The following is a 20875-nucleotide window of genomic DNA, read 5'->3' as shown; positions in this document are numbered from 1 at the left end:
GGGCTCAGGCGGCCGTCATCCGCTTCACAGCCCCGATCCATTTCTCGAACGCGTTCATCTGGTCGCCGACGAACTTGCGCGTCGTCTCGTCGGTGCAGTTGCCTTCGGCGTCGAACTTGCCGCCCGCGCCGCCGATGAAAATCTCGGGCTTCGCCAGCACCATCGCGTTCACGAACAGCAGCACGCGCCGCATGTCGTACTGAACGCGCGCGCCGCCAACGGGCCCCGGCGATGCCGAGAGGATGGCCACCGGCTTGTGCGCAAAGGGCTGGTCTTCGCCGCGGCTGAGCCAGTCGATCATGTTCTTGAACCCACCCGGAATCGAGAAGTTGTATTCGGGCGTGGCAATCACCACGCCGTCGGCGCGGCGGATGCGGTCGCGCAGCGTCTGCACCGATGCGGGGTAGCCCTTGGCGAACACATCCGCGTCGAACACCGGCACCTCGCGCCACTCGACGACCTCCATGGCCATCGGCTCGGGCATCAGCGAGCCTGCGAGGTTCAGGGCGGCCCGGTTGATGGAGCCTGTGCGAAGACTGCCGCAGAGGCCGACGATGTCGAGGGTGCTCATTCGGTTTCCTGTTCTTGTGCTGGAGTTGGTTGCCGGCAACTATGGCGTCGGCCAAGCCATCGGGAAAGCGATTTTCGTGGAAACCACATTTCCTTCAAACGGAAAAGTCCGGCACAACCAAAGACTGACTTGCCCCCCGATGCCGGAGCGGCCAGACTTTGCGCATGGCCTCTCTCCCGCATCCATGACCGCCGGCAGACGCGCACGGCGCCTGTCGGCCGTTCCTTCGACCTTGCGGATTCCCCTGGCCGCCCGGGCTTCGGGCGATGCGATGTTTCCGCAAGTGGCCGTGCGGGACGCGTACGCCGCGGGCATCCTGGAGCAGATCCGCGACGACGGCCACGCGTTGCCGGAAGACCGGGCGACCATCTACAGCATCCTCTCGCGCACCCGTCGCTTCCGCAGCCTGGCCCAGGACTTCCTCAAGCAGCATCCCGGCGGGCGCGTGGTGAACATGGGCTGCGGCCTTAGCCATTACTTCCAGTGGCTGGACGACGGCAAGTCCCACATGACCGACGCCGACCTGCCCGAGGTGCTCGAACTGCGCCGCGAGCTGATCCCCGAGACCAATGAACGCCACGACCTGCGCGAGCTCGACCTGACCGCGCCCGACTGGTGGGAACAGCTGGGCCTGCCGCGCAAGCGCAACGCTGCGCCGGTGTTCCTGTTCACCGAAGGCGTGCTGATGTACCTGAAGCCCGAACAGGTGCAGGCAGTGCTCGCCACCTTCGGCGAACGCGCGCCCGCAGGCTCGATGCTGGCCTTCGACGCCATGTGCTGGCTCGCGGTGGGGCGCGGAAGACAGCACCCCTCGGTGCGCACGACCGGTGCAGAGTTTCTCTGGGGAATCCGTCGCTCTACCGAGCTGACGCAGCCCCATCCGCGCCTGCAGCTGACCGCCACTTACCGCGTGCTGGAGGGCATCGGCCTACCCTACACGCTGTTCGCGCCGATGGTCATGCTGTTTCTCGGCGTGCCGCTGTATGCGCTCTATGCGCTGAAGGCGACGGACGTCGCCGATACATAAACGCACAATTTTGTGAAGTGCCGGCTTTGTCCGGCCCACGCTGCGCGGAATGGCTGACGCGGCGCGGCCCCGGGCCAGGTCAAGCTACCTGCTGTTCCCGGTCGCGGAGAATGTTCTATCGTCTTCGCCGCTTTTCTTTCTTCCCCCTCAAGATTCGCAACCCTCAAGAACCACATGCTTGATCGCCGATCCTTCCTTGCCGCCGGTAGTGCCGCTGCCGCACTCGCCGCCCTCGGACTGCCCAAAGAGGCACTGGCCGCCAACGGGCTGCAACTGAGCCAGCCCACGCCCTTTTCCTTCGACGCGTTGATCGCACAGGCGAAGTCGCTCGCCGCCAAGCCCTATGCGGCCGCGGCGCCGCTGGCGCCCGAGGTGCTCGACCGCATCGACTACGACGCGCACGGCAAGATCAAGTTCGACCCCGCCAACGCCCTCTTCCGCGACGGGCCCGGCGCCTTTCCCGTTACCTTCTTCCACCTCGGGCGCTTCTTCCAGACGCCGGTGCGCATGCACGTGCTCGAGAACACCGACGGCGACGCGTTTGCCCGCGAGCTGCTCTACAGCCCCGACTACTTCTCGATGCCGCCCGACAGCCCCGCACGCGCGCTGCCGCCGGGCGCGGGCTTCGCGGGCTTTCGTCTGCAGGAAAGCCGGCTGGGCGACCAGAGCAAGCTCGACTGGCAGAAGAACGACTGGGTCGCCTTTCTCGGCGCCTCGTACTTCCGCGCCATCGGCGAGCTCTACCAGTACGGCTTGTCGGCGCGCGGCATCGCGCTCGACGTGGCGGTGCCCGACAAGCCCGAGGAGTTTCCGAACTTCACGCGCTTCTACTTCGAGACGCCGGCCGCCAACAACACCACCTCGATGACGGTCTACGCGCTGCTCGAAGGGCCGAGCATCACGGGCGTGTTCAAGTTCATCATGCAGCGCGGCAAGGCCGTCATCATGGACATCGACGCGCGCATGTTCCTGCGCCGCGACGTGTCGCGCCTGGGCTTGGTGCCGCTCACGTCGATGTACTGGTACTCGGAAACCATCAAGCCCACCGCCATCGACTGGCGCCCCGAGGTGCACGACTCCGATGGCCTCGCGATCTGGAACGGCGCGGGCGAGCGCATCTGGCGCCCGCTCAACAACCCCACGCAGACGCGCGCCTCGGCCTTCGCCGACACCAGGCCGCGCGGCTTCGGCCTGCTGCAGCGCGATCGCGCCTTCGACCACTACCAGGACGGCGTGAACTACGAGAAGCGCCCGAGCCTGTGGATCGAGCCGCTGGGCGACTGGGGCGAAGGCTCGGTCCAGCTCATCGAGATTCCGACCGACGACGAGATCCACGACAACATCGTCGCCTTCTGGGTGCCCAAGGCAGACGCAAAGGCCGGAGCCAGCTACAGCCTGCAGTACCGGCTGCACTGGACCGACCAGGAGCCCTTTCCGTCGCCGCTCGCGCGCTGCGTGGCCACGCGCATCGGGCGCGGCGGACAGCCGGGCCAGCCCCGTCCGCAGGGCGTGCGCAAGTTCATGGTCGAGTTCATCGGACAGCCGCTGCAGGCCGTGCCCTTCGGCGTGAAGCCGGAGGTGATGCTGACGGCGGCGCGCGGCAAGTTCTCGTACGTGTTCGCGGAGGCCGTGCCCAACGGCGTGCCCGGCCACTGGCGTGCGCAGTTCGACTTCACGCCCGAAGGCAACGAGCCGATCGACATGCGCATGTACATGAAGAACGGCGACCAGACGTTGACCGAAACCTGGCTGTACCAGTACCAGCCGGGCTGAAACCGCAGGCGCTTCAGCGCTTGCCGGCCTTGTTGTAGGGCGCGAAGAGTTCCACAGCCCAGTCCACGAACACGCGCAGCTTGGCGCTCAGGTGCCGGTTGGTCGGGTACACCACGTGCAGGGGATACGGCTCGGGCGCCCAGCCCTGCAGCACCTCGACCAGCGCGCCGCTGGCCAGGTAGGGCGCGGCCATCAGATCGAAAGTCTGCGCCACGCCCATGCCGGTGAGCATCGCGCTCAGGTGCGCCGTGCTCTCGTTCACGCCTACCACGGTGTGGCCGTGGATTTCGATGCGCTCCTCGCCGCGCCCGTAGCGCAGCGGAATCGGCCGGTTGCTCAGCGACGAGAAGTAGCCCACCACGCGGTGCGTGCCGTCGCCGAGGTCCGCGGGCGTCTTCGGCACGCCGTGGCGCTCCAGGTAGGCCGGCGTGGCGCAGGTCACGAAGGGCAAGGTCGCGATGCGGCGCGCCACGAGCGACTGGTCGGTCAGCTCGCCGGCACGGATCACGCAGTCGACCGCATCGCCGATCAGGTTCACCGGCCGGTCGCTCACGCCGATCTCGAGTTCGATCTCGGGATAGCGCGCATGGAACGTCGGCAGTTGCGGAATCAGGATCATGTTGGCCAGCGAGGAGCCGACGTCCACCCGCAGGCGCCCGCGCGGATTGGCCTGCGCGTTGGTGAGGTCGGACTCGATGTCTTCCAGCTCGGCCAGCACGCGCGCGGTGCGCTCGTAGTAGGCCGCGCCCTCGGGCGTGACTGTCACGCGCCGCGTGGTGCGCTGCAGCAGCTTCACGCGCAGGTGCGTTTCGAGCTGCTGCACCATCTTCGTCACGGTGGGCTTGGGCATCTGCAGCGAGTCGGCAGCGCGCGTGAAGGTGCCGGCCTCGACCACGCGGGCAAATACGCGCATGGCGGTGATCTGGTCCATCGCCGGATTATTAGTGATCCGGAAACAAACAAATCCCGCGCGCCGTCTTGGTCCGCGTGGGGGTCGCGCCCAAACTTCCTTCCCTCGACAACGCTGCATTGCAGCAATCACCAAGGAAGAAGTCATGACCCTCAAGCTCAACGACAAAATCGCCCTCGTCACTGGCGGCACCAGCGGCATCGGCCTGGCCACCGCGCAACGCTTCGTGGCCGAAGGCGCGCACGTGTTCATCACCGGCCGCCGCAAGGCCGAACTCGATGCAGCCGTGAAGGCCATCGGGCGCAACGTGACCGGCGTGCTCGGCGACGTGTCGAAGCTCGAAGACCTCGACCGGCTCTACGCCACGATCAAGCAGGAGAAAGGCCGCCTCGACGTGCTGTTCGCCAACGCGGGCGGTGGCAGCCTGCTGCCGCTGGGGCAGATCACCGAGGAACACTTCGACAAGATCTTCGGCACCAATGTGCGCGGCCTGCTCTTCACGGTGCAGAAGGCGCTGCCGCTGATGCCCAAGGGCTCATCAATCGTGCTCAACGCATCGATCACCAGCATCAAGGGCAATCCGGCCTTCAGCGTCTACAGCGCGACCAAGGCGGCGGTGCGCAGCTTTGCGCGCAGCTGGACGGTGGACCTGAAGGACGCCGGCATTCGCGTGAACGCCGTGAGCCCCGGCGTGGTACCAACCCCCGCCTATGAACTGCTGGGCCTCACGGCGGAACAGGTGCAGGGCTTCATCGAGGGACAAGCCCAGAACATCCCGCTGGGCCGGGTCGGCACGCCCGACGAAATCGCCAAGGCCGTGGTGTTCCTGGCCTCCGACGACAGCAGCTTCGTCAACGGAATCGAACTCTTCGTCGACGGCGGCATGGCGCAGATCTGACGATCAGCGCTTGGTGACCGACACCAGCTCCACTTCGAAGTTCAGCGTGGCGTTCGGCGGAATCACGCCGCCGGCGCCGCGCGAGCCGTAGGCAATCGACGGCGGGCAGGTCAGCTTGGCCTTGCCGCCGGGCTTCATCTTCTGCACGCCTTCGGTCCAGCACGGGATCACGCCGTTGAGCGGGAACTCGGTGGGTTCGCCGCGCTTGTAGGAGCTGTCGAATTCCTTGCCCGTGTCGGGGAAGGTGCCGCGGTAGTGAACCTTGACCACGTCGGTGGCCGCGGGCGAAGCGCCGGTGCCTTCCTTGATCGACTGGTAGATCAGGCCGCTGGGCGTGGTCACGGGCGCAGACTGCGCGAACGCGGCGGGCATTGCAAAGACGGACACGAGAGCGGCACAGAAAAGAGACTTCACAAAACACCTCGAAGGTTGAGAGACCCCGATTATGGCCAGCGGCCCATATCGGCCCATGCCGGCCTCGTTGGAACGGCCCTTGCTTTGCTGAATGTGCACTGTCAACATTCACGCAGAGAGGAAGCCGCATGAACTCCACCGAAGCCAGCACTGGCGCAGCAGCGCCGGCCCATACCGGCACCGGCCATCTCAAGAAAGTGCTCGGCCCTGTCCAGCTCTGGGGCATTGCGGTGGGCCTTGTCATCTCGGGTGAGTACTTTGGTTGGAGCTACGGCTGGAACACGGCCGGCACGCTCGGCTTTCTGGTTGCCACGGTGCTGGTGGCCACGATGTACACCACCTTCATCTTCAGCTTCACCGAGCTCTCTACCGCCATTCCGCATGCGGGTGGTCCTTTTGCTTATGCACGGCGTGCCTTCGGGCCCAACGGCGGCTTCGTCGCGGGCTTTGCGACGCTGATCGAATTCGTGTTCGCACCACCGGCCATCGCGCTGGCCATCGGTGCGTACCTCAACGTGCAGTTTCCGGGCATCAACCCGAAGTGGTTTGCGCTCGGCGCGTACGTGATCTTCATTGCGCTCAACTGGGTCGGCGTGGGCATTGCTGCGGCCTTCGAGCTTTTCGTGACGGTGCTGGCCATCGTCGAGCTGCTGGTGTTCATGGGCGTGGTCACGCCGGGCTGGACCATGGCCAACTTCGTGGCCAACGGCTGGGCCGGCGGCAGCGTGCTCAACGGCGCGGCCATCTCGGGCATCTTCGCGTCCATACCGTTCGCGATCTGGTTCTTTCTTGCCATCGAGGGCGCGGCCATGGCAGCCGAAGAGGCGCGCGACCCGCATCGCACCATTCCCATTGCCTACACCACGGGCATCGTCACGCTGGTGGTGCTGGCCTTCGGCGTGATGATCTTCGCGGGCGGCGTGGGCGACTGGCGCAAGCTCGCAAACATCAACGACCCGTTGCCACAGGCCATGAAGGCGGTGGTGGGTGACAACAGCGGCTGGCTGCACATGCTGGTGTGGATTGGCCTGTTCGGTCTGATCGCTTCGTTCCACGGAATCATCATGGGCTACTCGCGCCAGATCTTCGCGCTGGCGCGCGCGGGCTACCTGCCGCGCTACTTCGCCGGCCTGAGCCCTCGCTTCGACACACCGCATCGCGCACTGCTGGCCGGCGGCGTGATCGGCGTGATTGCCATCTTCAGCGACGAGTGGGTGCAGTTCGGCGGCCAGACGCTCACCGCCAACATCGTGACCATGGCCGTGCTCGGCGCCATCGTGATGTACCTGATCTCGATGGCCGCGCTGTTCAAGCTGCGCCGCACCGAGCCGAACCTGCTGCGCACCTACCGCGCGCCCTTCTACCCCGTGTTCCCGGCCATCGCGCTCGGGCTCGGCGTGGTGTGCCTGGGCGCGATGGTGTGGTTCAACGGCATGCTCACGCTGCTGTTCATCGTGCTGATGGCTGCGGCGTACGGCTACTTCCTGCTGACCTCGGCGCAACGCAAGGCGGCCGCGCCCGACGAGATGCTGTCTTCTTCAACCACTTCCGCCTGACATCTGAAGAAAGATGCTGTATCGCACCACCATCGCCGACCAGGTCTTCGCCTTCGAAGACCTGCGGCAGGTCATGGCCTTCGCGAGCCCCGCGCGCTCGGGCGACTACCTCGCGGGCATTGGCGCGGCCACCGCGCAGCAGCGCATGGCCGCGCGCCATGTGCTGGCCGACACGCCGCTCAAGCAGTTCCTTACCGAAGCACTGATTCCGTACGAGAGCGACAACATCACGCGCCTCATCATCGACAGCCATGACGCGCAGGCCTTCGCGCCGGTGTCGCACCTCACGGTCGGCGACTTCCGCAACTGGCTGCTGTCCGAAGCGGCCACCACCGCCACGCTCACCGCATTGGCACCGGGCCTCACGCCCGAGATGGTGGCGGCCGTGTCCAAGATCATGCGCAACCAGGACCTGGTGTCGGTCGCGAAGAAGTGCAGCGTGGTCACGCGCTTTCGCGACACCATCGGCCTGCCCGGTCACCTGGCCGTGCGCTTGCAGCCCAACCACCCGACCGACGATCTGCGCGGCGTGGCCGCCTCCACGCTCGACGGCCTGCTCTACGGCGCGGGCGATGCGGTGATCGGCCTCAACCCGGCTTCGGACAGCATGCCAGTGCTTGGCCAGTTGCTGCGCATGCTCGACGAGGTGATCCAGCGCTTCGAGATTCCCACGCAAAGCTGCGTGCTCACGCACGTGACCAACACGCTCAAGCTCGCGGAGGCTGGCGCGCCGGTGGACCTGGTGTTCCAGTCGATCGCGGGCACCGAGAAGGCGAACCTCTCCTTCGGCGTGACGCCCGAGCTGCTCGACGAGGCCTATGCGGCAGCGCTCTCGCTCAAGCGCGGCACCATTGGCAACAACGTCATGTACTTCGAGACCGGCCAGGGCAGCGCGCTCTCAGCCAACGCCAACTTCGGCGTCGACCAGCAGACCTGCGAGGCGCGCGCCTATGCGCTGGCGCGGCGCTACAAGCCCTTTCTCATCAACACTGTCGTCGGCTTCATCGGGCCGGAGTATCTGTACGACGGCAAACAGATCATTCGCGCGGGGCTCGAAGATCACTTCTGCGGCAAGCTGCTGGGCCTGCCCATCGGCTGCGACATCTGCTACACCAACCACGCCGAGGCCGACCAGGACGACATGGACACGCTGCTCGTGCTGCTGGGCACGGCGGGCATCAACTTCATCATGGGCATTCCGGGCGCGGACGACGTGATGCTCAACTACCAGAGCACTTCTTTCCACGACGCGCTGTTCCTGCGCGAAACGCTGGGCCTGAAGCGCGCACCGGAGTTCGAGGCCTGGCTGCAGCGCATGCAGATCACCAATGCGGCCGGCCAGCTGGCGCCGCCCTCTTCCAACCGGCTGCTGGCCGACATGAGCGGGCTGTCCGCACTCGCGTCATGAGCGATTCACCGGTCACCCCCAACCCCTGGGCGCAATGGCGCTCGGCCACGCCGGCGCGGCTGGCACTGGGCCGCGCCGGCGCAGGCATGCCGACCGACGAGACACTGCGCTTCGGATGGGCGCATGCAATGGCGCGCGACGCGATCCATGCCGCGCTCGACGTCGATGCGCTCGAAGCCGCCTTGACCGCGCAGCGCTGGGAAGTGGCGCGCGCACGCAGCCGCGCCGCGGACCGCACCGAATACCTGCGCCGGCCCGACCTGGGCCGCCAGCTCGACGAGGACGCCGCCACGCGCCTGCTCGGCGACCGGCGCTACGGCTGCGATGTCTGCGTGGTGGTCGGCGACGGACTCTCCTCGCTCGCGGCGGCGCGTCATACGGTGCCGCTGCTCGCGGCATTGCGATCGCACCTGCCGCCCGACACGAGCTTTGCCCCCGTGGTCATCGCCACGCAGGCGCGTGTGGCGCTGGCCGACGAGGTGGGCGAACTGTTCGGTGCGGCGCTCTCGGTCATGCTGATCGGTGAGCGCCCGGGCCTCAGCTCGCCCGACAGCCTCGGCATCTACCTGACCCATTCGCCCAAGCGTGGCCGGCACGATGCCGAACGCAACTGCATCTCGAACGTGCGCCCCGAAGGCCTGCCCTACGAAGTGGCCGCGTTCAAGCTGGCATGGCTGATGCGAGAGTCCCTGCGCAGGGGACTGACCGGCATCGGGCTCAAGGACGAGAGCGATCTCGCGGTGCTCGAACAGCGCCAGGCGCCATCGCTCGCGCGCTGAGCACAACCCACAAGCGGCAACGCCAGAACTGTCACGAGCGCTTCGTACGCTCGTCATCGTCTTTTTTTGTCCAACGCATGCACTCAAACAGGAAAAAAGCAATGCAACGTCGCCTCCTCCTTCTCTCGCCAATTGCCGCCGCGATGGCTGCGGCCGGCTGTGCCAGCCTGTCGTCTTCCACGGGGCCGGCCCTTTCGCCCGGCCACTGGGACGCCTTCAACCGCGCGCAGATCGAGGGCTTGATCTCCAGCCTCGGCAAGGGCAGCCCGGGCTACAACGCCGCAAAGCCGCCGTACGTGGTGTTCGACTGGGACAACACCAGCGTCTTCCTCGACATCGAAGAAGCCTCGCTCATCTACCAGCTCGAGAACCTCGTCTTCGGCGCCACGCCCGCGCAGCTCGAAGTGGCGCTGCGCAAGAACATTCCGAAGAAAGACTTCCTGCCCGCGTACAACAACGCGGCCGGCCAGCCGGTGAACATCGACCGCGTGGTGCCCGACATCGTCGCGAGCTACACTTGGCTCTACCAGAACTACAAGGGCCTGAAGGGCGACCAGTCGCTGGCCGTGGTGGCATTGAGCCCGCATTACGGCGCATTCACCACCAAGGTGCGCTACCTCTACGAGGCCATCGGCGACACCTTCGACCACGACACGGCGTACCCATGGGTTACGTACCTCTTTGCCGGCATGACCGAGGCACAGGTGCGCAAGCTCACGGCCGACACGGTGGCGTGGCAGCTGAAGGAGCCGGTCGCCAAGGTCAAGTGGACTTCGCCCACGGCACTGCCGGGCCGCGCGGGCGTGGTCTCGGTGAGCTGGAAGAACGGCCTGCGCCTGCAGCCCGAAATGCAGGAGCTGTACGCCGCCTTCCGCAACGCGGGCTTCGACGTGTGGGTGTGCTCGGCGTCGTTCGTCGACGTGATCAAAGAGATCTCGTCGAACCCCGCCTTCGGCTACAACAACTCGCCCGAGCGCGTGCTCGCGATGGAGCTGGAGCGCGACGCCAACGGCGTGATCCAGCCCGAATTCCGCCGTGGCTACGACCAGACGCAAGGCCCGGGCAAGACGAAGAACATCCGGCGCTTCCTGGTCAGCAAGTACGGCTACGGCCCGAGCTTCGTGGCCGGCGACAGCGAAGGCGACCAGAACATGATGGCCGACTTCGCCGACACGAAGAAGGTGCTGATCGTCAACCGCCTGCGCGATCCGAAGACCGACATCGGCAAGTTCTCGGCCATGGCGGTGCAGAACTACGGCAAGGCCGACACGCGCTACCTGCTGCAGGGGCGCGACGACAACACGGGCTCGTGGGTGACCTCGCAATTGCACACGCCGCTGGGCGCAACGCAAGGCAAGGCGCTCAAGTAAAGGGAAAAAAGCGGTTGCGCGGTCTTCGGCGCGGCTTGCCTATGATGGCTCCATCAAGGCAACCCGCACAGGAGACAACATGGCCACAGACCGCTACCCCCTTGCCGAACTGAAAGACCTGCCCGAGGACATCCGCACCGCGATCCTCGCCGTGCAGGAAAAGGCCGGCTTCGTGCCGAACGTATTCCTCGGCCTCGCGCGCCGCCCCGCCGAGTGGCGCGCGTTCTTCGCGTACCACGACGCACTCATGCTCAAGGAAGAAGGCTCGCTCACCAAGGGCGACCGCGAGATGATCGTCACCACCACCAGCGCGGCCAATCAATGCCTGTACTGCGTGGTGGCGCACGGCGCGCTGCTGCGCATCTACGAGAAGAAGCCGCTGGTGGCCGACCAGGTGGCGGTGAACTACCGCAAGGCCGACATCACGCCGCGCCAGCGCGCGATGCTCGACTTTGCAATGAAGGTCTGCGACCGCTCGCACGAGATCGACGACAGCGACTTTCCGCCGCTGCACGCCCACGGCTTCGACGACGAGGACATCTGGGACATCGCGGCCATCACCGCCTTCTTCGGCCTGAGCAATCGCCTGGCCAGCTTCAGCGGCATGCAGCCTAACAACGAGTTCTTCCTCATGGGGCGGCTGCCCCGCGAGAGGAAATAGCCAGGCCCGCTCAGGCCTGTGCGCGGCAGGATGCGAGGGCGTCCAGCGTCGGCTTGTAGGTGGGCGTGGTCACGTCCATCACGCCGAGCACCGTGTGATAGAGGTTGTCGTGCGTAAGCGGCGCATCGAGCCCCGCCTCCATGCACGAGCGCGAGAGCTTGCGCCGCTCGCTCATGCCTTCGCTGAACCACGTGACCATGGGCACGTGCTTCTGCGCCTCGGGCGCGAAGCTGTATGGCACGCCGTGCAGGAACAGGCCGTATTCGCCGAGCGATTCGCCGTGGTCGCTCACGTAGAGCAGCGCCGGGTCGTACTGCTTCGATTGCGCCTTGAGCCAGTCGATGGTCTGGCCGAGGAAACGGTCGGTCTGCACGATCGAGTTGTCGTACACGTTCATCAGCTCGGCGTGGCCGCACTCGGCCAGCGCATTGGTCTTGCACTCGGGCTGGAAGCGCTTCACGTCGGGTGCCGAGCGCTTGTAGTAGGCCGGGCCGTGGCTGCCCATCTGGTGCATCACCAGCACGATGCCCTTGGCGCGGCGCTCGGCCGGCAGCGCGGCGATGCGCTCGTCCAGGCCCTTGAGCATCACGTCGTCGAGGCATTCGTCGCCGTCGCACAGTGCCTTCTTGGTGGCGGCATCGAGGCCGTCGAAGGCCGAGGCGTTCGGCACGCGGGTGCAGACGTCCTTGCAGCCGGCCTGGTTGTCGAGCCAGAACACGGCCAGCCCGGCGGCCTGCAGTACGTCGACCAGGTTCTCGTAGTCGTCCTTGCGCGATTCGTAGCCCTGCTTGCCCAGCGGCGAGAACATGCACGGAACCGAGGCCAGCGTGTTGGTGCCGCAGGAATGCACGTCGCGGTAGCTCAGCACGCCGCGCTTGGCCAGCTCGGGCGTGGTGTCGCGCGCATAGCCGTTGAGGGCGAAATGGTCGGCGCGCGCCGTCTCACCCACCACCACCACGAACAGCGGCGGCTTGGTCTGCGCCGCATAGCTCGCGCCCAGCGCCGTGCCGGCGGTGATCGGAATCAGCTTGCCGCTGCGCTTGAACAGCGGCTTGATGAGCAGCGACCCCGTGGAATAGAGGGTCGCAATGGGGTTCATCATGTAGCGCAGATGAACGTTGTTGCGCATCAGCGGCGCCAGCTCGCGGTTCATGGACACCGCCGCGCCGAGCGCCACGACCATCGACAGCAGCAGCAGCGCCACGTTGCGCCAGAGCTTCGACAGAATGCCCATCGGCATGATGCGCACCCGCCACAGCAGCCAGGCCGCGGGCAAAACCACCACCCCCACGTTGAAGGCCATGCGCCAACTCAGCAGGTCGCGCGCCTCGTTCGGGTCGGTCTGCAGCGCGTTGGCGATCATGGTCGGGTCCATCACCACGCGGTACTCGAGCATGTAGTGCTGCACCACCGCGGCCAGCACGACCACGGCGAGCCACAGCGGCTTCATCCAGCGCGACCAGGCGGTAAGCGACAGCATGGCCGCCGAGCCGCACAGCGTGAGCAGGCTCATGACCACGATGGTCGACATGTAGGTGCTCGGCGCGCCGCCGATGCGGGCCAGCTCGTTCCACAGCGGCCAGTTGGTGGTCAGGACGAGGTAGAGGCTGAGCCACAGGACAACCACGGCGGCCGAACGCGGCCGCTCCAGCCACAGGTTGAAGCGCGCCCAAGGGGCGCCAAAGGCCGGCAAGTGTTGCGTTTTGGACTCAGAAGTATCCACCCGCTGCAATGATGCGGGCGCGATTCGTGAAACAGACATGCGGCGAATGTAAAGAATCCGCCTGAAGGGAGCCTGAACTGACTATTCAGTCAATGTTCAGGCTGGCCCTGCGTACCCGCAGCGTCCTCAATCTCGAACGCCGTCGCGCGACGACGTATGCGCCGGAAGCAGCCAGGCTCAGCGGCCGGCTCACGCCACGCTCCACGACGATCGACACCAGCATGCCCAGCATTGCCGCCCCCACGATGTCGGAAGGGAAATGCAGGCCCAGGTACACCCGGCTCCACGCCACCACGGCAGCCACCAGCAGCGCCGCCAGCATGGGCCAGCGAGAAGGCAGGCACCAGAGCGCAAAGGCCGCGGCAAAGGTGCCGGCCGCATGCAGGCTCGGGAAGCTTGGCCGCACGCCCTGCGGCACCCACTGGATGCCCAGGCCATAGAACGCGGGCCGGGGAATCGGCGCCACCGTGCGGATCATTTGCACGATCAGCCATACGGCCAGCACGCTCATCAGCACCGTGAACAGCGCATAGCGCCAGCGCCGGCTGAACAGTGCGCAGACCCCGATGGCGAGCGTCAACAGAGCCGGCAGCAGGTCGGAGGAGAACTTGGCGAAGCTCAGGCTCCATGCCGGCACCGACATGCCCGCGTTGATCAGCCTGAACAGCGCGAAATCAAGATCCTGCATGTGCGGGCACCGCCGGCCTCAAAGCGCGCGAACCGAAGCGCGTTACCGCCACCTCGATGGCAAAGCCCACCACCCAGCAGACCCAGGCCGTCCAGAGGGTGTGGCTCATGTAGTGGGCGCCGCGCAACTGCTGCGACACGCCCAGCACGAGCCCTGCAACCATCGCCACCCCCAGCCAGATTGCTGCAGCGCGGGACGACACCCGGCGCAGCACGAAATAGCCGCCCACGTAGGCAAAGGCCGCCGAAGCATGGCCAGCCGGGAAGCACCCGCCGGGCCCGCCGTCGTCGACACCCCACGACCAGTGCGACACATAACGCGCCATGCCGCCGAACTCCTGCAGGTCCCAGGGGCAGCTGGTGTGGCTGGCATGCTTGAGCAGGCTCACGGCAATCACCGAGCCCAGCACGGTCAGGGCCAGCTGCACGCGGCCGCCGGTGCTCAGGCGGCGCAGCAGGCCGAAGGGCCAGCGGATCGCGGCGAACAGCGTGATCACGAGCACCCAACTGAGGTCGCGGGCGCCCTCATGCATGACGTGAACCATGAAGGGGCTGTCGCGCAGGGGAAACCCGATGTGGGAGCCCGCCATGCGCGCCAGCAGAAGATCTCCGCCCGTCGTGTCCCATGCCATCAGTGCAAACAGTGCGATGAGGGTCAGAACCCCCAGACGAAAATTGGGAAAGCGAGTCATGGACGAAGGCAGGACTGAAAAACAGTCGCGAGCCTACGTTTGCGGAATGAACCGAGCCTGAAGCAAGATGAACCGAACCTGACTGGCAGGGCCCGTGCAACTCGGTGACGCTAGACTGCAATTTTTCTTGGAAAGACATGCGTGCGCATATTGCTGGTCGAAGATGACAGTGCATTGGCAGATGCCGTCTGCAGCTACCTGTTGGCCAAGGCTTTCGTGGTCGACGTGGCGCCCAGCCTGGCCGACGCGCGCGGCGCCCTGCTCTCGGTGCAGTACGCGGCCGTGCTGCTCGACCTGCACCTGGGCGACGGCGACGGCCTCTCGCTGCTGCCCCAGGTGCGCGCCCTGCCCGAGCGCCCCATCGTCATCGTGCTGACGGCGCGCGACCAGGTAACCGACCGCATCCGCGGCCTGGACGCCGGCGCCGACGACTACCTCATCAAGCCCTACGACCCTGCCGAGTTGCTGGCGCGCCTGCGCGCGGTCGAACGGCGCCGCAGCTCCAGCAGCTCGCCGGTGCTGCACCTCGGCACGCTCGAGATCGACCTGGCGCACGACATGGTCCGCAAAGACGGCTCGCCAATCACGCTGACGCAGAAAGAATGGGCGCTGCTGCGCGTCATGGCCACGCGGCCCGAGCGCATCCACACGCGCGAGAACCTCGCCGATGCGCTGTACGGCTTCGGCGACGAGGCCGACAGCAACACGCTCGAGGTCTTCATCAGCCGCCTGCGACGCAAGCTCGGACGCAGCCACATCCAGACACTGCGCGGCCTCGGCTACCGGTTGTCGTTCTCCTCGGACGACGACGAATGAGCCCTACCAGCTTCATGGCCGGCCGCGACTCGCTTGCCGGCCGACTGACGCGCACGCTGATCCTCTGGGTCGGCGGCGTGTGGCTGCTGTGCGTGTTCGCCGTGGTCTGGTACGTGGACCGCGAGATCAACCATAACTTCGACAGCGAACTGATCGAGGTCTCGCACCGCATGTTCGCGATGGCGGTGCAGGAGCTCGAAAAGCTCCAGCACGCGGGCCACGAGACGCCGCGCGAACCGCTGATCGCGCCCAAGCAGCTGTTCTCGGAAGACGCAGTGATCTATCAGATCGTCGACCTGCACGAGCACGTGCTGCTGCGTTCGGCCGAGGCGCCCGCGGACACCTTCGACGTGCCGCTGGCCGCCGGCTTCGCGAACAACCCGACCTGGCGCATCTACACCGTGCGCCACCCGACACTGGGCCTGTTCTTCCAGGTGGCGGACCCGCTCGACGAACGCCGCCGCGCCCTCAACCGCACGCTCTTCGGTCTCATCATTCCGCTCGGTGCGGTGCTGCCGCTGCTCGCGCTGGTGCTGCGCAACGTGGCGCGCGCCGAGCTGCGAGTGCTGCAACAGCTGGCCGGCGAAATCGAGAAACGCAGCGGCGCCGACCTGAGCCCGATCGCACTTCCCGGAGGGCTGCCGAAGGAGCTGCGTACCGTCGGCGACCACGTCAACCGGCTGCTGGAGCGGCTGTCGCACTCGCTCGACGTGGAGCGCGCCCTGGCAGCCAATGCCGCGCACGAGCTGCGCACGCCGCTCGCCGCCGCCCGCCTGCGGTTGCAGACCGCGCTGGAGCACGACCTGCAGCGCAACGACGTGCAGGCCGCGCTCGATGCACTGCGCACCCTCAGCCACCGTACCGAAAAGCTGCTGCAGCTCTCACGCGCGGAATCGGGTGCCTCGCTCACGCGCACGCGGGTCGACCTGGTGCAGCTCGCCGGCACCGTGGCGCAGGAGTTCTGGCAAGACCCGCAAAACGCCGAGCGCCTCGTGCTCAGGGTGCCCGACAGCGTCGCGCCGCTGGCCCTGGGAGACGTCGATGCACTCGCGATCGCGCTGCGCAACCTGGTGGAGAACGCGCTGCGCTACAGCGACGGCCGCGTCATCGTCGAGGTGATGGCGACCTGCACCCTGGCCGTGCGCGACTCCGGCCACGGCGTTACACCTGCGCAGCTCGAAACCCTGCGCGAACGCCATGTGCGCCACAGCTCCGACCGCGCGGGCTATGGCCTGGGCATTTCGATCGTGAGCACCATCGTCGAGAAGCACGGCGCGAAGCTCGATCTCTCGTCGCCGCCCGTGGGCGCGGCGCACGGCTTCGAGGCTCGCATCGTGTTGCGGTCGGCCTGATCGTCGGCAGCCTTCAGCCTCGGCGAAGTCCGCTTACTCGCTCACCAGCGTGCGCAGCCAATCGGGCAGCGCCAGCGCCTTCTGCTTCGGAAAGTCGACCCAGATCGTGGTCGCGCCGCCGGCCGCGCAGATCACTTCGGGTTCTTCCTCGCGGGCCATGGTGCCCCAGCTCTCGAAGGTGGTGCGGCCAGGGTCGCTCACGTACATCTTGAGCAGCACGTTGCCCGGGTATTCGATCTGCCGGTAGAAATTGCAGAAGGCGTTGACGATCACCATGCCCTCGCCGCCCGGCTCGGGCTCGAAGCCGATGGAGCGCATCCAGTCGATGCGCGCGGTTTCGAGATAGCGGAAGTAGGTGCCGTTGTTCAGATGGCCCATTGCATCCATGTCGCCCCAACGTATGGGGATCGACATTTCGTACACGAGCTTTTTCTTTTCGGGAATTTCGATTCTCATCGGTGCGCCTTGATGGATGCGAGGATGCCCAGCACGAACAGCAGCGCCGCCGCCCACTCGGCGGCCTGCGGCCAGCGGCCGTCCCAGACGAAGGAATAGAAGAGCGCGAACAGCGTCTCGCTGACGATCAGCTGGCCGCACAGGCTGGCGGACAGGCGCTGGCTCGCGACGTTCCAGAGAATGGTCGCCAGCCACGACGAGCCGAAGCCGCTCGCCAGCGCGATCCACACGAACAGCATGCCGTCGGGCTGCGCCCGGAGCGTAGACACGTCGCTGCCCGCAACAGCCCACAGCAGCAAGGCGCCCAGGCCGGTCGCCACGCCGAGCCAGTTGGCCCAGTCGGTTGCGTTGAGCTCGGTGTGGCGCTGCAGCCAGGCGGCGTTGAGCAGGCCGTACACCGTCCAGCTTGCCATCGCGGCCAGCGCCAGTGCAATGCCCCAGCCGAAGCGGGCGCCACCACTGCCTGCGCCGTGCTGCGCGGACCACGCGCCGTAGATCATCAGCGCAATGCCCGCGCCCGTGAGCAGCAGTCCCGGCAGCAGCGCGCGCATGCGCAGGCCCGCGGGCCGGCCCAGCAGCATCATCCAGACGGGGATCGTGCCGATGATGAGGCTGGGCACTTCAGTGCCGGCCGCCGCGATGCCGAAGGCCAGCAGCAGGTAATAGCCGGTGAAGCCCAGCACGCTGAGCCCCAGCGCCGCGAGCGCTTGTCGCCCGTTCGGCCAGCGCACTGCAGCCGGCCGCGCGAACACGGCCAGCGCCGAGACAGCACCGAACACCGCGAAGCGCGAGGCCGTGATGTCGACCATGCCGAAGTGGCCCACCATGCGCGGCGCCACGAAGGTCAGGCCCCAGAGCGCACCCGCGGCCAGCCCGGCCGCAATGCCAACCCAAGCCCGCGGACTCAGAGCGCGAACCCGTCGTCGGCCGCGATGACGGCGCCGTTCACGAAATGGCTCTGGCCGCTGGCCAGCAGCACGATCAGGCCGTCCAGGTCCTCGGGCTTGCCCACGCGCTTGCGCGGCAGCATGTTGACCAGCTTGGCGCCGCCTTCGGTGCTCCAGTGCTCCTCGTTGAGCTCGGTCGTGATGTAGCCCGGGCACAGCGCATTCACGTTGATGCCGAAGCGGCCCCATTCGAGCGCCATGGCTTTGGTCATCTGCACCACCGCGATCTTGCTCATGCAGTAGGTGCCGATCTGCGGCATGACCTTGAGCGCGGCAGCCGACGCAATGTTGATGATGCGCCCGCCGATGTAGGTGCCCGGCGCCGTGCCCTTGGCGCGCGCCAGCATGCGCTTGCCCACTTCTTGCGCCACGAAGAAAGAGCCCTTCACGTTGGTGTCGAAGATGTAGTCGTAGTCGTCGGGCGTCACGTCCTGCAGGCGCTGCGTGGTGCTCACGCCCGAGTTGTTGACCAGGATGTCGATGGCGCCCACCTCGGTCTCGGCGCGTGCGACTGCCGCCTTGATGCTGCCGATATCGGTTACGTCGAGCTCGACCACGTGGGCGTCGCCGCCCTCGCCCTCGATGCGTGCGCGCAACTCCTTGAGCTTCTCGACGCGGCGGCTGGCCAGCACCACGGCGGCGCCCGCGCGGGCAAGGGTTTTCGCGAACTGGGCGCCGAGCCCGCTGGAAGCGCCGGTGACGAAGGCCACGCGGCCGGAAAGATCGATGCTGTAAGCCATGAACTGAATCCTGTGGAGTCGCGCAGGTGACGCCCAAGCGCCCCGCCCACGAGTGACACGGACCGCCCGTGGACGCCGCATAAAATGCCCCGCAACCCGGGAAGCCCCGCGCCTCGAAAAATCATTATCGACCCAACCCACATGACCCACGACGAAATCCTCGCCCAGTTCGGCCCTCGCGAAGCCATGGAATACGACGTGGTCGTGGTCGGTGGCGGCCCGGCCGGCCTCTCGACCGCGATCCGGCTCAAGCAGCTCGCCGCGCAGCACGAAAAAGAGATCTCGGTCGTGGTGCTCGAAAAGGGCTCGGAGCCCGGCGCGCACATCCTCTCGGGCGCCATCATGGACCCGCGCGCGCTCAACGAGTTGCTGCCCGACTGGAAAGAACTCGGCGCCCCGCTGAACCAGCCGGTGACAGACGACGCGATGGTGTTCCTGGGCGAGAAGTCGGGCCTGCGCACCCCCAACCTCTTCCTGCCGGCCTGCTTCCAGAACCACGGCAACTACATCATCAGCCTGGGCGCCTTCACCAAGTGGCTGGCGCAGCAGGCCGAGAATCTCGGCGTGGAGATCTTCCCGGGCTTCCCTGCCGCTGAAGTGCTCTACAACGAAGACGGCTCGGTGCGCGGCGTGGCCACCGGCAACATGGGTGTCGGCAAGGACGGCGAGCCGACAGAGAACTTCCAGCTCGGCATGGAGCTGCTGGGCAAGTACACGGTGTTCGCCGAAGGCGCGCGTGGCCACCTGGGCCGCCAGCTGATTGCAAAGTACAAGCTCGACGCAGGCAAAGACCCGCAGACCTACGGCCTGGGCGTGAAGGAAGTGTGGGAAATCGACCCCAAGCGCCACCAGCCCGGCTTCGTGCTGCACACCGCCGGCTGGCCGATGGACAACAACACCTATGGCGGCGCCTTCCTGTACCACATGGAGGACAACAAGGTCACCATGGGCTTCATCACGGGCCTGGACTACAGCAACCCCTACCTGAGCCCGTTCGAGGAAATGCAGCGCTGGAAGCTGCACCCCAACATCCGCTGGTACCTTGAAGGCGATGAGGCCAAGGGCATCAAGCCCGCCAAGCGCATCGGCTATGGCGCGCGCGCCATCACGGCCGGTGGCCTGATGTCGCTGCCCAAGACGGTGTTCCCGGGCGGCGCGCTGGTCGGCTGCGAGGCCGGCTACCTCAACGTGAGCCGCATCAAGGGCAGCCACGCCGCCATCAAGACCGGCATGCTGTGCGCCGAGGCCGCCTTCGACGCGGTCACGGCCGGCCGCCAGCACGACGAACTCACGGCCTACCCGGCCGCGTTCGAGAAGAGCTGGCTGTACGCCGAGTTGAACAAGGCGCGCAACTTCAAGGCCTGGTTCAAGAAGGGCCTGGGCATTGCAACTTTCATGAACGGCATCGAGCAATGGCTTCTCAAGGGCCACATCCCATGGACGCTGCACCGCAACAAGCCCGACCACCAGTACCTGAAGCCCGCGTCGGAGTGCAAGCCCATCGTTTATCCGAAGCCCGATGGCAAGCTCACTTTCGACCGGCTCTCCAGCGTGTTCATCAGCAACACCAATCATGAAGAGCAGCAGCCGGCCCACCTGACGCTGAAGGATGCGACGGTGCCGGTGAACATCAACCTCGCCAAGTTCGCGGGCCCCGAGAGCCGCTACTGCCCGGCTGGCGTGTACGAGTTCGTGGGCACCGAGGACGGCAAGCAGCGCCTGCAGATCAACGCGCAGAACTGCGTGCACTGCAAGACCTGCGACATCAAGGACCCGACGCAGAACATCGTGTGGGTCACGCCTGAAGGTGGTGGCGGGCCGAATTACGTGGGGATGTAAGGCGGCGCATCGCGCTTGTTTGAAAAGCCCTCTTCGGAGGGCTTTTTCGTTTTGGTCGCTTGCTTCCCGGCGTGTGCGTTCGGGGCGCGTGCGAAGGCCACCAGGTGCTCCCCTCCGCGAATGTCCCCCGGCCTTCGGCCTCCTCCTGATATTGTTTCTCCCGCTCCCGTAGCGCTGAAGGGAGCCCGTCCGGTAAACCCCGCTCTCCTCCTTGGGCTGTCCAGCCCGCAATAAAGACTGGGGAACCGCACGGATT

At 66.4% G+C, this 20875-nt stretch carries 20 protein-coding genes; 11 read left to right on the top strand and 9 right to left on the bottom strand.

Features of this window, described 5'->3' with window-relative positions:
• Positions 1–4: 4 nt before the first annotated feature.
• Positions 5–571: an NADPH-dependent FMN reductase gene (locus ACSFBF_RS00100; protein WP_435464282.1), complete on the bottom strand. Its 567-nt coding sequence runs from the start codon at positions 569–571 to the stop codon at positions 5–7.
• 184 nt (positions 572–755) lie between these two features.
• On the opposite strand from ACSFBF_RS00100, the gene ACSFBF_RS00095 reads away from it, so the two are divergent.
• Positions 756–1598 (top strand): class I SAM-dependent methyltransferase, encoded by an 843-nt coding sequence (locus ACSFBF_RS00095; RefSeq protein WP_435464280.1) that lies wholly within the window; start codon positions 756–758, stop codon positions 1596–1598.
• Positions 1599–1772: 174 nt separating this feature from the next.
• A complete protein-coding gene (locus tag ACSFBF_RS00090; RefSeq protein WP_435464279.1) occupies positions 1773–3371 on the top strand; it encodes an OpgD/OpgG family glucan biosynthesis protein in 1599 nt (532 codons plus the stop codon).
• A 13-nt stretch (positions 3372–3384) separates the two neighbouring features.
• On the opposite strand, the gene ACSFBF_RS00085 is transcribed toward ACSFBF_RS00090, so the two are convergent.
• Positions 3385–4302 (bottom strand): LysR family transcriptional regulator, encoded by a 918-nt coding sequence (locus tag ACSFBF_RS00085; RefSeq protein ID WP_435464277.1) that lies wholly within the window; start codon positions 4300–4302, stop codon positions 3385–3387.
• Between the two features lie 124 nt (positions 4303–4426).
• On the opposite strand from ACSFBF_RS00085, the gene ACSFBF_RS00080 reads away from it, so the two are divergent.
• Positions 4427–5179, top strand: a complete 753-nt coding sequence (locus tag ACSFBF_RS00080; RefSeq protein WP_435464275.1) for an SDR family NAD(P)-dependent oxidoreductase — start codon at positions 4427–4429, stop codon at positions 5177–5179.
• 3 nt (positions 5180–5182) lie between these two features.
• Here the strand turns inward: ACSFBF_RS00080 and ACSFBF_RS00075 are convergent, their stop codons facing one another.
• Positions 5183–5551, bottom strand: a complete 369-nt coding sequence (locus ACSFBF_RS00075) for an FKBP-type peptidyl-prolyl cis-trans isomerase (protein WP_176928807.1) — start codon at positions 5549–5551, stop codon at positions 5183–5185.
• Between the two features lie 170 nt (positions 5552–5721).
• Between ACSFBF_RS00075 and eat the strand changes: the two genes are divergently transcribed.
• The 5 genes from eat (at position 5722) to ACSFBF_RS00050 (ending at position 11367) form a co-directional block, all read left to right on the top strand.
• Positions 5722–7149: an ethanolamine permease gene (gene eat / locus ACSFBF_RS00070; protein ID WP_093055605.1), complete on the top strand. Its 1428-nt coding sequence runs from the start codon at positions 5722–5724 to the stop codon at positions 7147–7149.
• Positions 7150–7162: 13 nt separating this feature from the next.
• Positions 7163–8557: an ethanolamine ammonia-lyase subunit EutB gene (locus tag ACSFBF_RS00065; protein WP_435464274.1), complete on the top strand. Its 1395-nt coding sequence runs from the start codon at positions 7163–7165 to the stop codon at positions 8555–8557.
• Positions 8554–9336, top strand: coding sequence for an ethanolamine ammonia-lyase subunit EutC (gene eutC, locus ACSFBF_RS00060; protein WP_093055602.1), 783 nt, complete (start codon positions 8554–8556; stop codon positions 9334–9336). The genes ACSFBF_RS00065 and eutC overlap by 4 nt, the downstream gene beginning before the upstream one ends.
• 101 nt (positions 9337–9437) lie before the next feature.
• Complete coding sequence (locus ACSFBF_RS00055) at positions 9438–10706, top strand: HAD family hydrolase (RefSeq protein WP_435464272.1); 1269 nt, start codon at positions 9438–9440, stop codon at positions 10704–10706.
• A gap of 79 nt (positions 10707–10785) precedes the next feature.
• Complete coding sequence (locus tag ACSFBF_RS00050; RefSeq protein WP_435464271.1) at positions 10786–11367, top strand: peroxidase-related enzyme; 582 nt, start codon at positions 10786–10788, stop codon at positions 11365–11367.
• A 10-nt stretch (positions 11368–11377) separates the two neighbouring features.
• Here ACSFBF_RS00050 and ACSFBF_RS00045 read toward each other — a convergent pair whose 3' ends face one another.
• Genes ACSFBF_RS00045 through ACSFBF_RS00035 form a run of 3 tightly spaced genes read right to left on the bottom strand, consistent with a single transcriptional unit; the run spans position 11378 to position 14469 of the window.
• A complete protein-coding gene (locus ACSFBF_RS00045; RefSeq protein ID WP_435464270.1) occupies positions 11378–13129 on the bottom strand; it encodes a phosphoethanolamine transferase in 1752 nt (583 codons plus the stop codon).
• A gap of 46 nt (positions 13130–13175) precedes the next feature.
• Positions 13176–13778: a phosphatase PAP2 family protein gene (locus ACSFBF_RS00040; RefSeq protein WP_435464269.1), complete on the bottom strand. Its 603-nt coding sequence runs from the start codon at positions 13776–13778 to the stop codon at positions 13176–13178.
• Positions 13765–14469, bottom strand: a complete 705-nt coding sequence (locus ACSFBF_RS00035) for a phosphatase PAP2 family protein (protein WP_435464268.1) — start codon at positions 14467–14469, stop codon at positions 13765–13767. The genes ACSFBF_RS00040 and ACSFBF_RS00035 overlap by 14 nt, the downstream gene beginning before the upstream one ends.
• A gap of 141 nt (positions 14470–14610) precedes the next feature.
• Between ACSFBF_RS00035 and ACSFBF_RS00030 the strand changes: the two genes are divergently transcribed.
• Positions 14611–15285: a response regulator transcription factor gene (locus ACSFBF_RS00030; RefSeq protein ID WP_435464267.1), complete on the top strand. Its 675-nt coding sequence runs from the start codon at positions 14611–14613 to the stop codon at positions 15283–15285.
• Positions 15282–16637, top strand: coding sequence for a sensor histidine kinase (locus tag ACSFBF_RS00025; protein ID WP_435464265.1), 1356 nt, complete (start codon positions 15282–15284; stop codon positions 16635–16637). The genes ACSFBF_RS00030 and ACSFBF_RS00025 overlap by 4 nt, the downstream gene beginning before the upstream one ends.
• A gap of 33 nt (positions 16638–16670) precedes the next feature.
• Here ACSFBF_RS00025 and ACSFBF_RS00020 read toward each other — a convergent pair whose 3' ends face one another.
• The 3 genes from ACSFBF_RS00020 to ACSFBF_RS00010 all read right to left on the bottom strand — a co-directional run bounded on the left by ACSFBF_RS00020 (position 16671) and on the right by ACSFBF_RS00010 (position 18780).
• Complete coding sequence (locus tag ACSFBF_RS00020; RefSeq protein ID WP_435464264.1) at positions 16671–17093, bottom strand: acyl-CoA thioesterase; 423 nt, start codon at positions 17091–17093, stop codon at positions 16671–16673.
• On the bottom strand, positions 17090–17920 hold the full coding sequence (locus tag ACSFBF_RS00015; protein ID WP_435465862.1) for a DMT family transporter: 831 nt from the start codon (positions 17918–17920) through the stop codon (positions 17090–17092). Before ACSFBF_RS00015 ends, ACSFBF_RS00020 begins: the two co-directional genes overlap by 4 nt.
• 77 nt (positions 17921–17997) lie before the next feature.
• Positions 17998–18780, bottom strand: a complete 783-nt coding sequence (locus ACSFBF_RS00010) for an SDR family oxidoreductase (RefSeq protein ID WP_435464263.1) — start codon at positions 18778–18780, stop codon at positions 17998–18000.
• 141 nt (positions 18781–18921) lie between these two features.
• On the opposite strand from ACSFBF_RS00010, the gene ACSFBF_RS00005 reads away from it, so the two are divergent.
• Positions 18922–20619, top strand: coding sequence for an electron transfer flavoprotein-ubiquinone oxidoreductase (locus ACSFBF_RS00005; protein WP_435464261.1), 1698 nt, complete (start codon positions 18922–18924; stop codon positions 20617–20619).
• Positions 20620–20875: the final 256 nt, after the last annotated feature.

The organism is Variovorax nivicola (assembly GCF_051216475.1).
GTDB lineage: Bacteria > Pseudomonadota > Gammaproteobacteria > Burkholderiales > Burkholderiaceae_C > Variovorax.
This window is presented reverse-complemented; position numbering and strand designations above follow the sequence as displayed.

Coding starts and splice junctions, on each gene's coding strand:
- ACSFBF_RS00100 (WP_435464282.1), bottom strand. CDS start 571: ATGAGCACCCTCGACATCGTCGGCCTCTGCGGCAGTCTTCGCACAGGC.
- ACSFBF_RS00095 (WP_435464280.1), top strand. CDS start 756: ATGACCGCCGGCAGACGCGCACGGCGCCTGTCGGCCGTTCCTTCGACC.
- ACSFBF_RS00090 (WP_435464279.1), top strand. CDS start 1,773: ATGCTTGATCGCCGATCCTTCCTTGCCGCCGGTAGTGCCGCTGCCGCA.
- ACSFBF_RS00085 (WP_435464277.1), bottom strand. CDS start 4,302: ATGGACCAGATCACCGCCATGCGCGTATTTGCCCGCGTGGTCGAGGCC.
- ACSFBF_RS00080 (WP_435464275.1), top strand. CDS start 4,427: ATGACCCTCAAGCTCAACGACAAAATCGCCCTCGTCACTGGCGGCACC.
- ACSFBF_RS00075 (WP_176928807.1), bottom strand. CDS start 5,551: ATGCCCGCCGCGTTCGCGCAGTCTGCGCCCGTGACCACGCCCAGCGGC.
- eat (WP_093055605.1), top strand. CDS start 5,722: ATGAACTCCACCGAAGCCAGCACTGGCGCAGCAGCGCCGGCCCATACC.
- ACSFBF_RS00065 (WP_435464274.1), top strand. CDS start 7,163: ATGCTGTATCGCACCACCATCGCCGACCAGGTCTTCGCCTTCGAAGAC.
- eutC (WP_093055602.1), top strand. CDS start 8,554: ATGAGCGATTCACCGGTCACCCCCAACCCCTGGGCGCAATGGCGCTCG.
- ACSFBF_RS00055 (WP_435464272.1), top strand. CDS start 9,438: ATGCAACGTCGCCTCCTCCTTCTCTCGCCAATTGCCGCCGCGATGGCT.
- ACSFBF_RS00050 (WP_435464271.1), top strand. CDS start 10,786: ATGGCCACAGACCGCTACCCCCTTGCCGAACTGAAAGACCTGCCCGAG.
- ACSFBF_RS00045 (WP_435464270.1), bottom strand. CDS start 13,129: ATGTCTGTTTCACGAATCGCGCCCGCATCATTGCAGCGGGTGGATACT.
- ACSFBF_RS00040 (WP_435464269.1), bottom strand. CDS start 13,778: ATGCAGGATCTTGATTTCGCGCTGTTCAGGCTGATCAACGCGGGCATG.
- ACSFBF_RS00035 (WP_435464268.1), bottom strand. CDS start 14,469: ATGACTCGCTTTCCCAATTTTCGTCTGGGGGTTCTGACCCTCATCGCA.
- ACSFBF_RS00025 (WP_435464265.1), top strand. CDS start 15,282: ATGAGCCCTACCAGCTTCATGGCCGGCCGCGACTCGCTTGCCGGCCGA.
- ACSFBF_RS00020 (WP_435464264.1), bottom strand. CDS start 17,093: ATGAGAATCGAAATTCCCGAAAAGAAAAAGCTCGTGTACGAAATGTCG.
- ACSFBF_RS00015 (WP_435465862.1), bottom strand. CDS start 17,920: ATGGTGGGCCACTTCGGCATGGTCGACATCACGGCCTCGCGCTTCGCG.
- ACSFBF_RS00010 (WP_435464263.1), bottom strand. CDS start 18,780: ATGGCTTACAGCATCGATCTTTCCGGCCGCGTGGCCTTCGTCACCGGC.
- ACSFBF_RS00005 (WP_435464261.1), top strand. CDS start 18,922: ATGACCCACGACGAAATCCTCGCCCAGTTCGGCCCTCGCGAAGCCATG.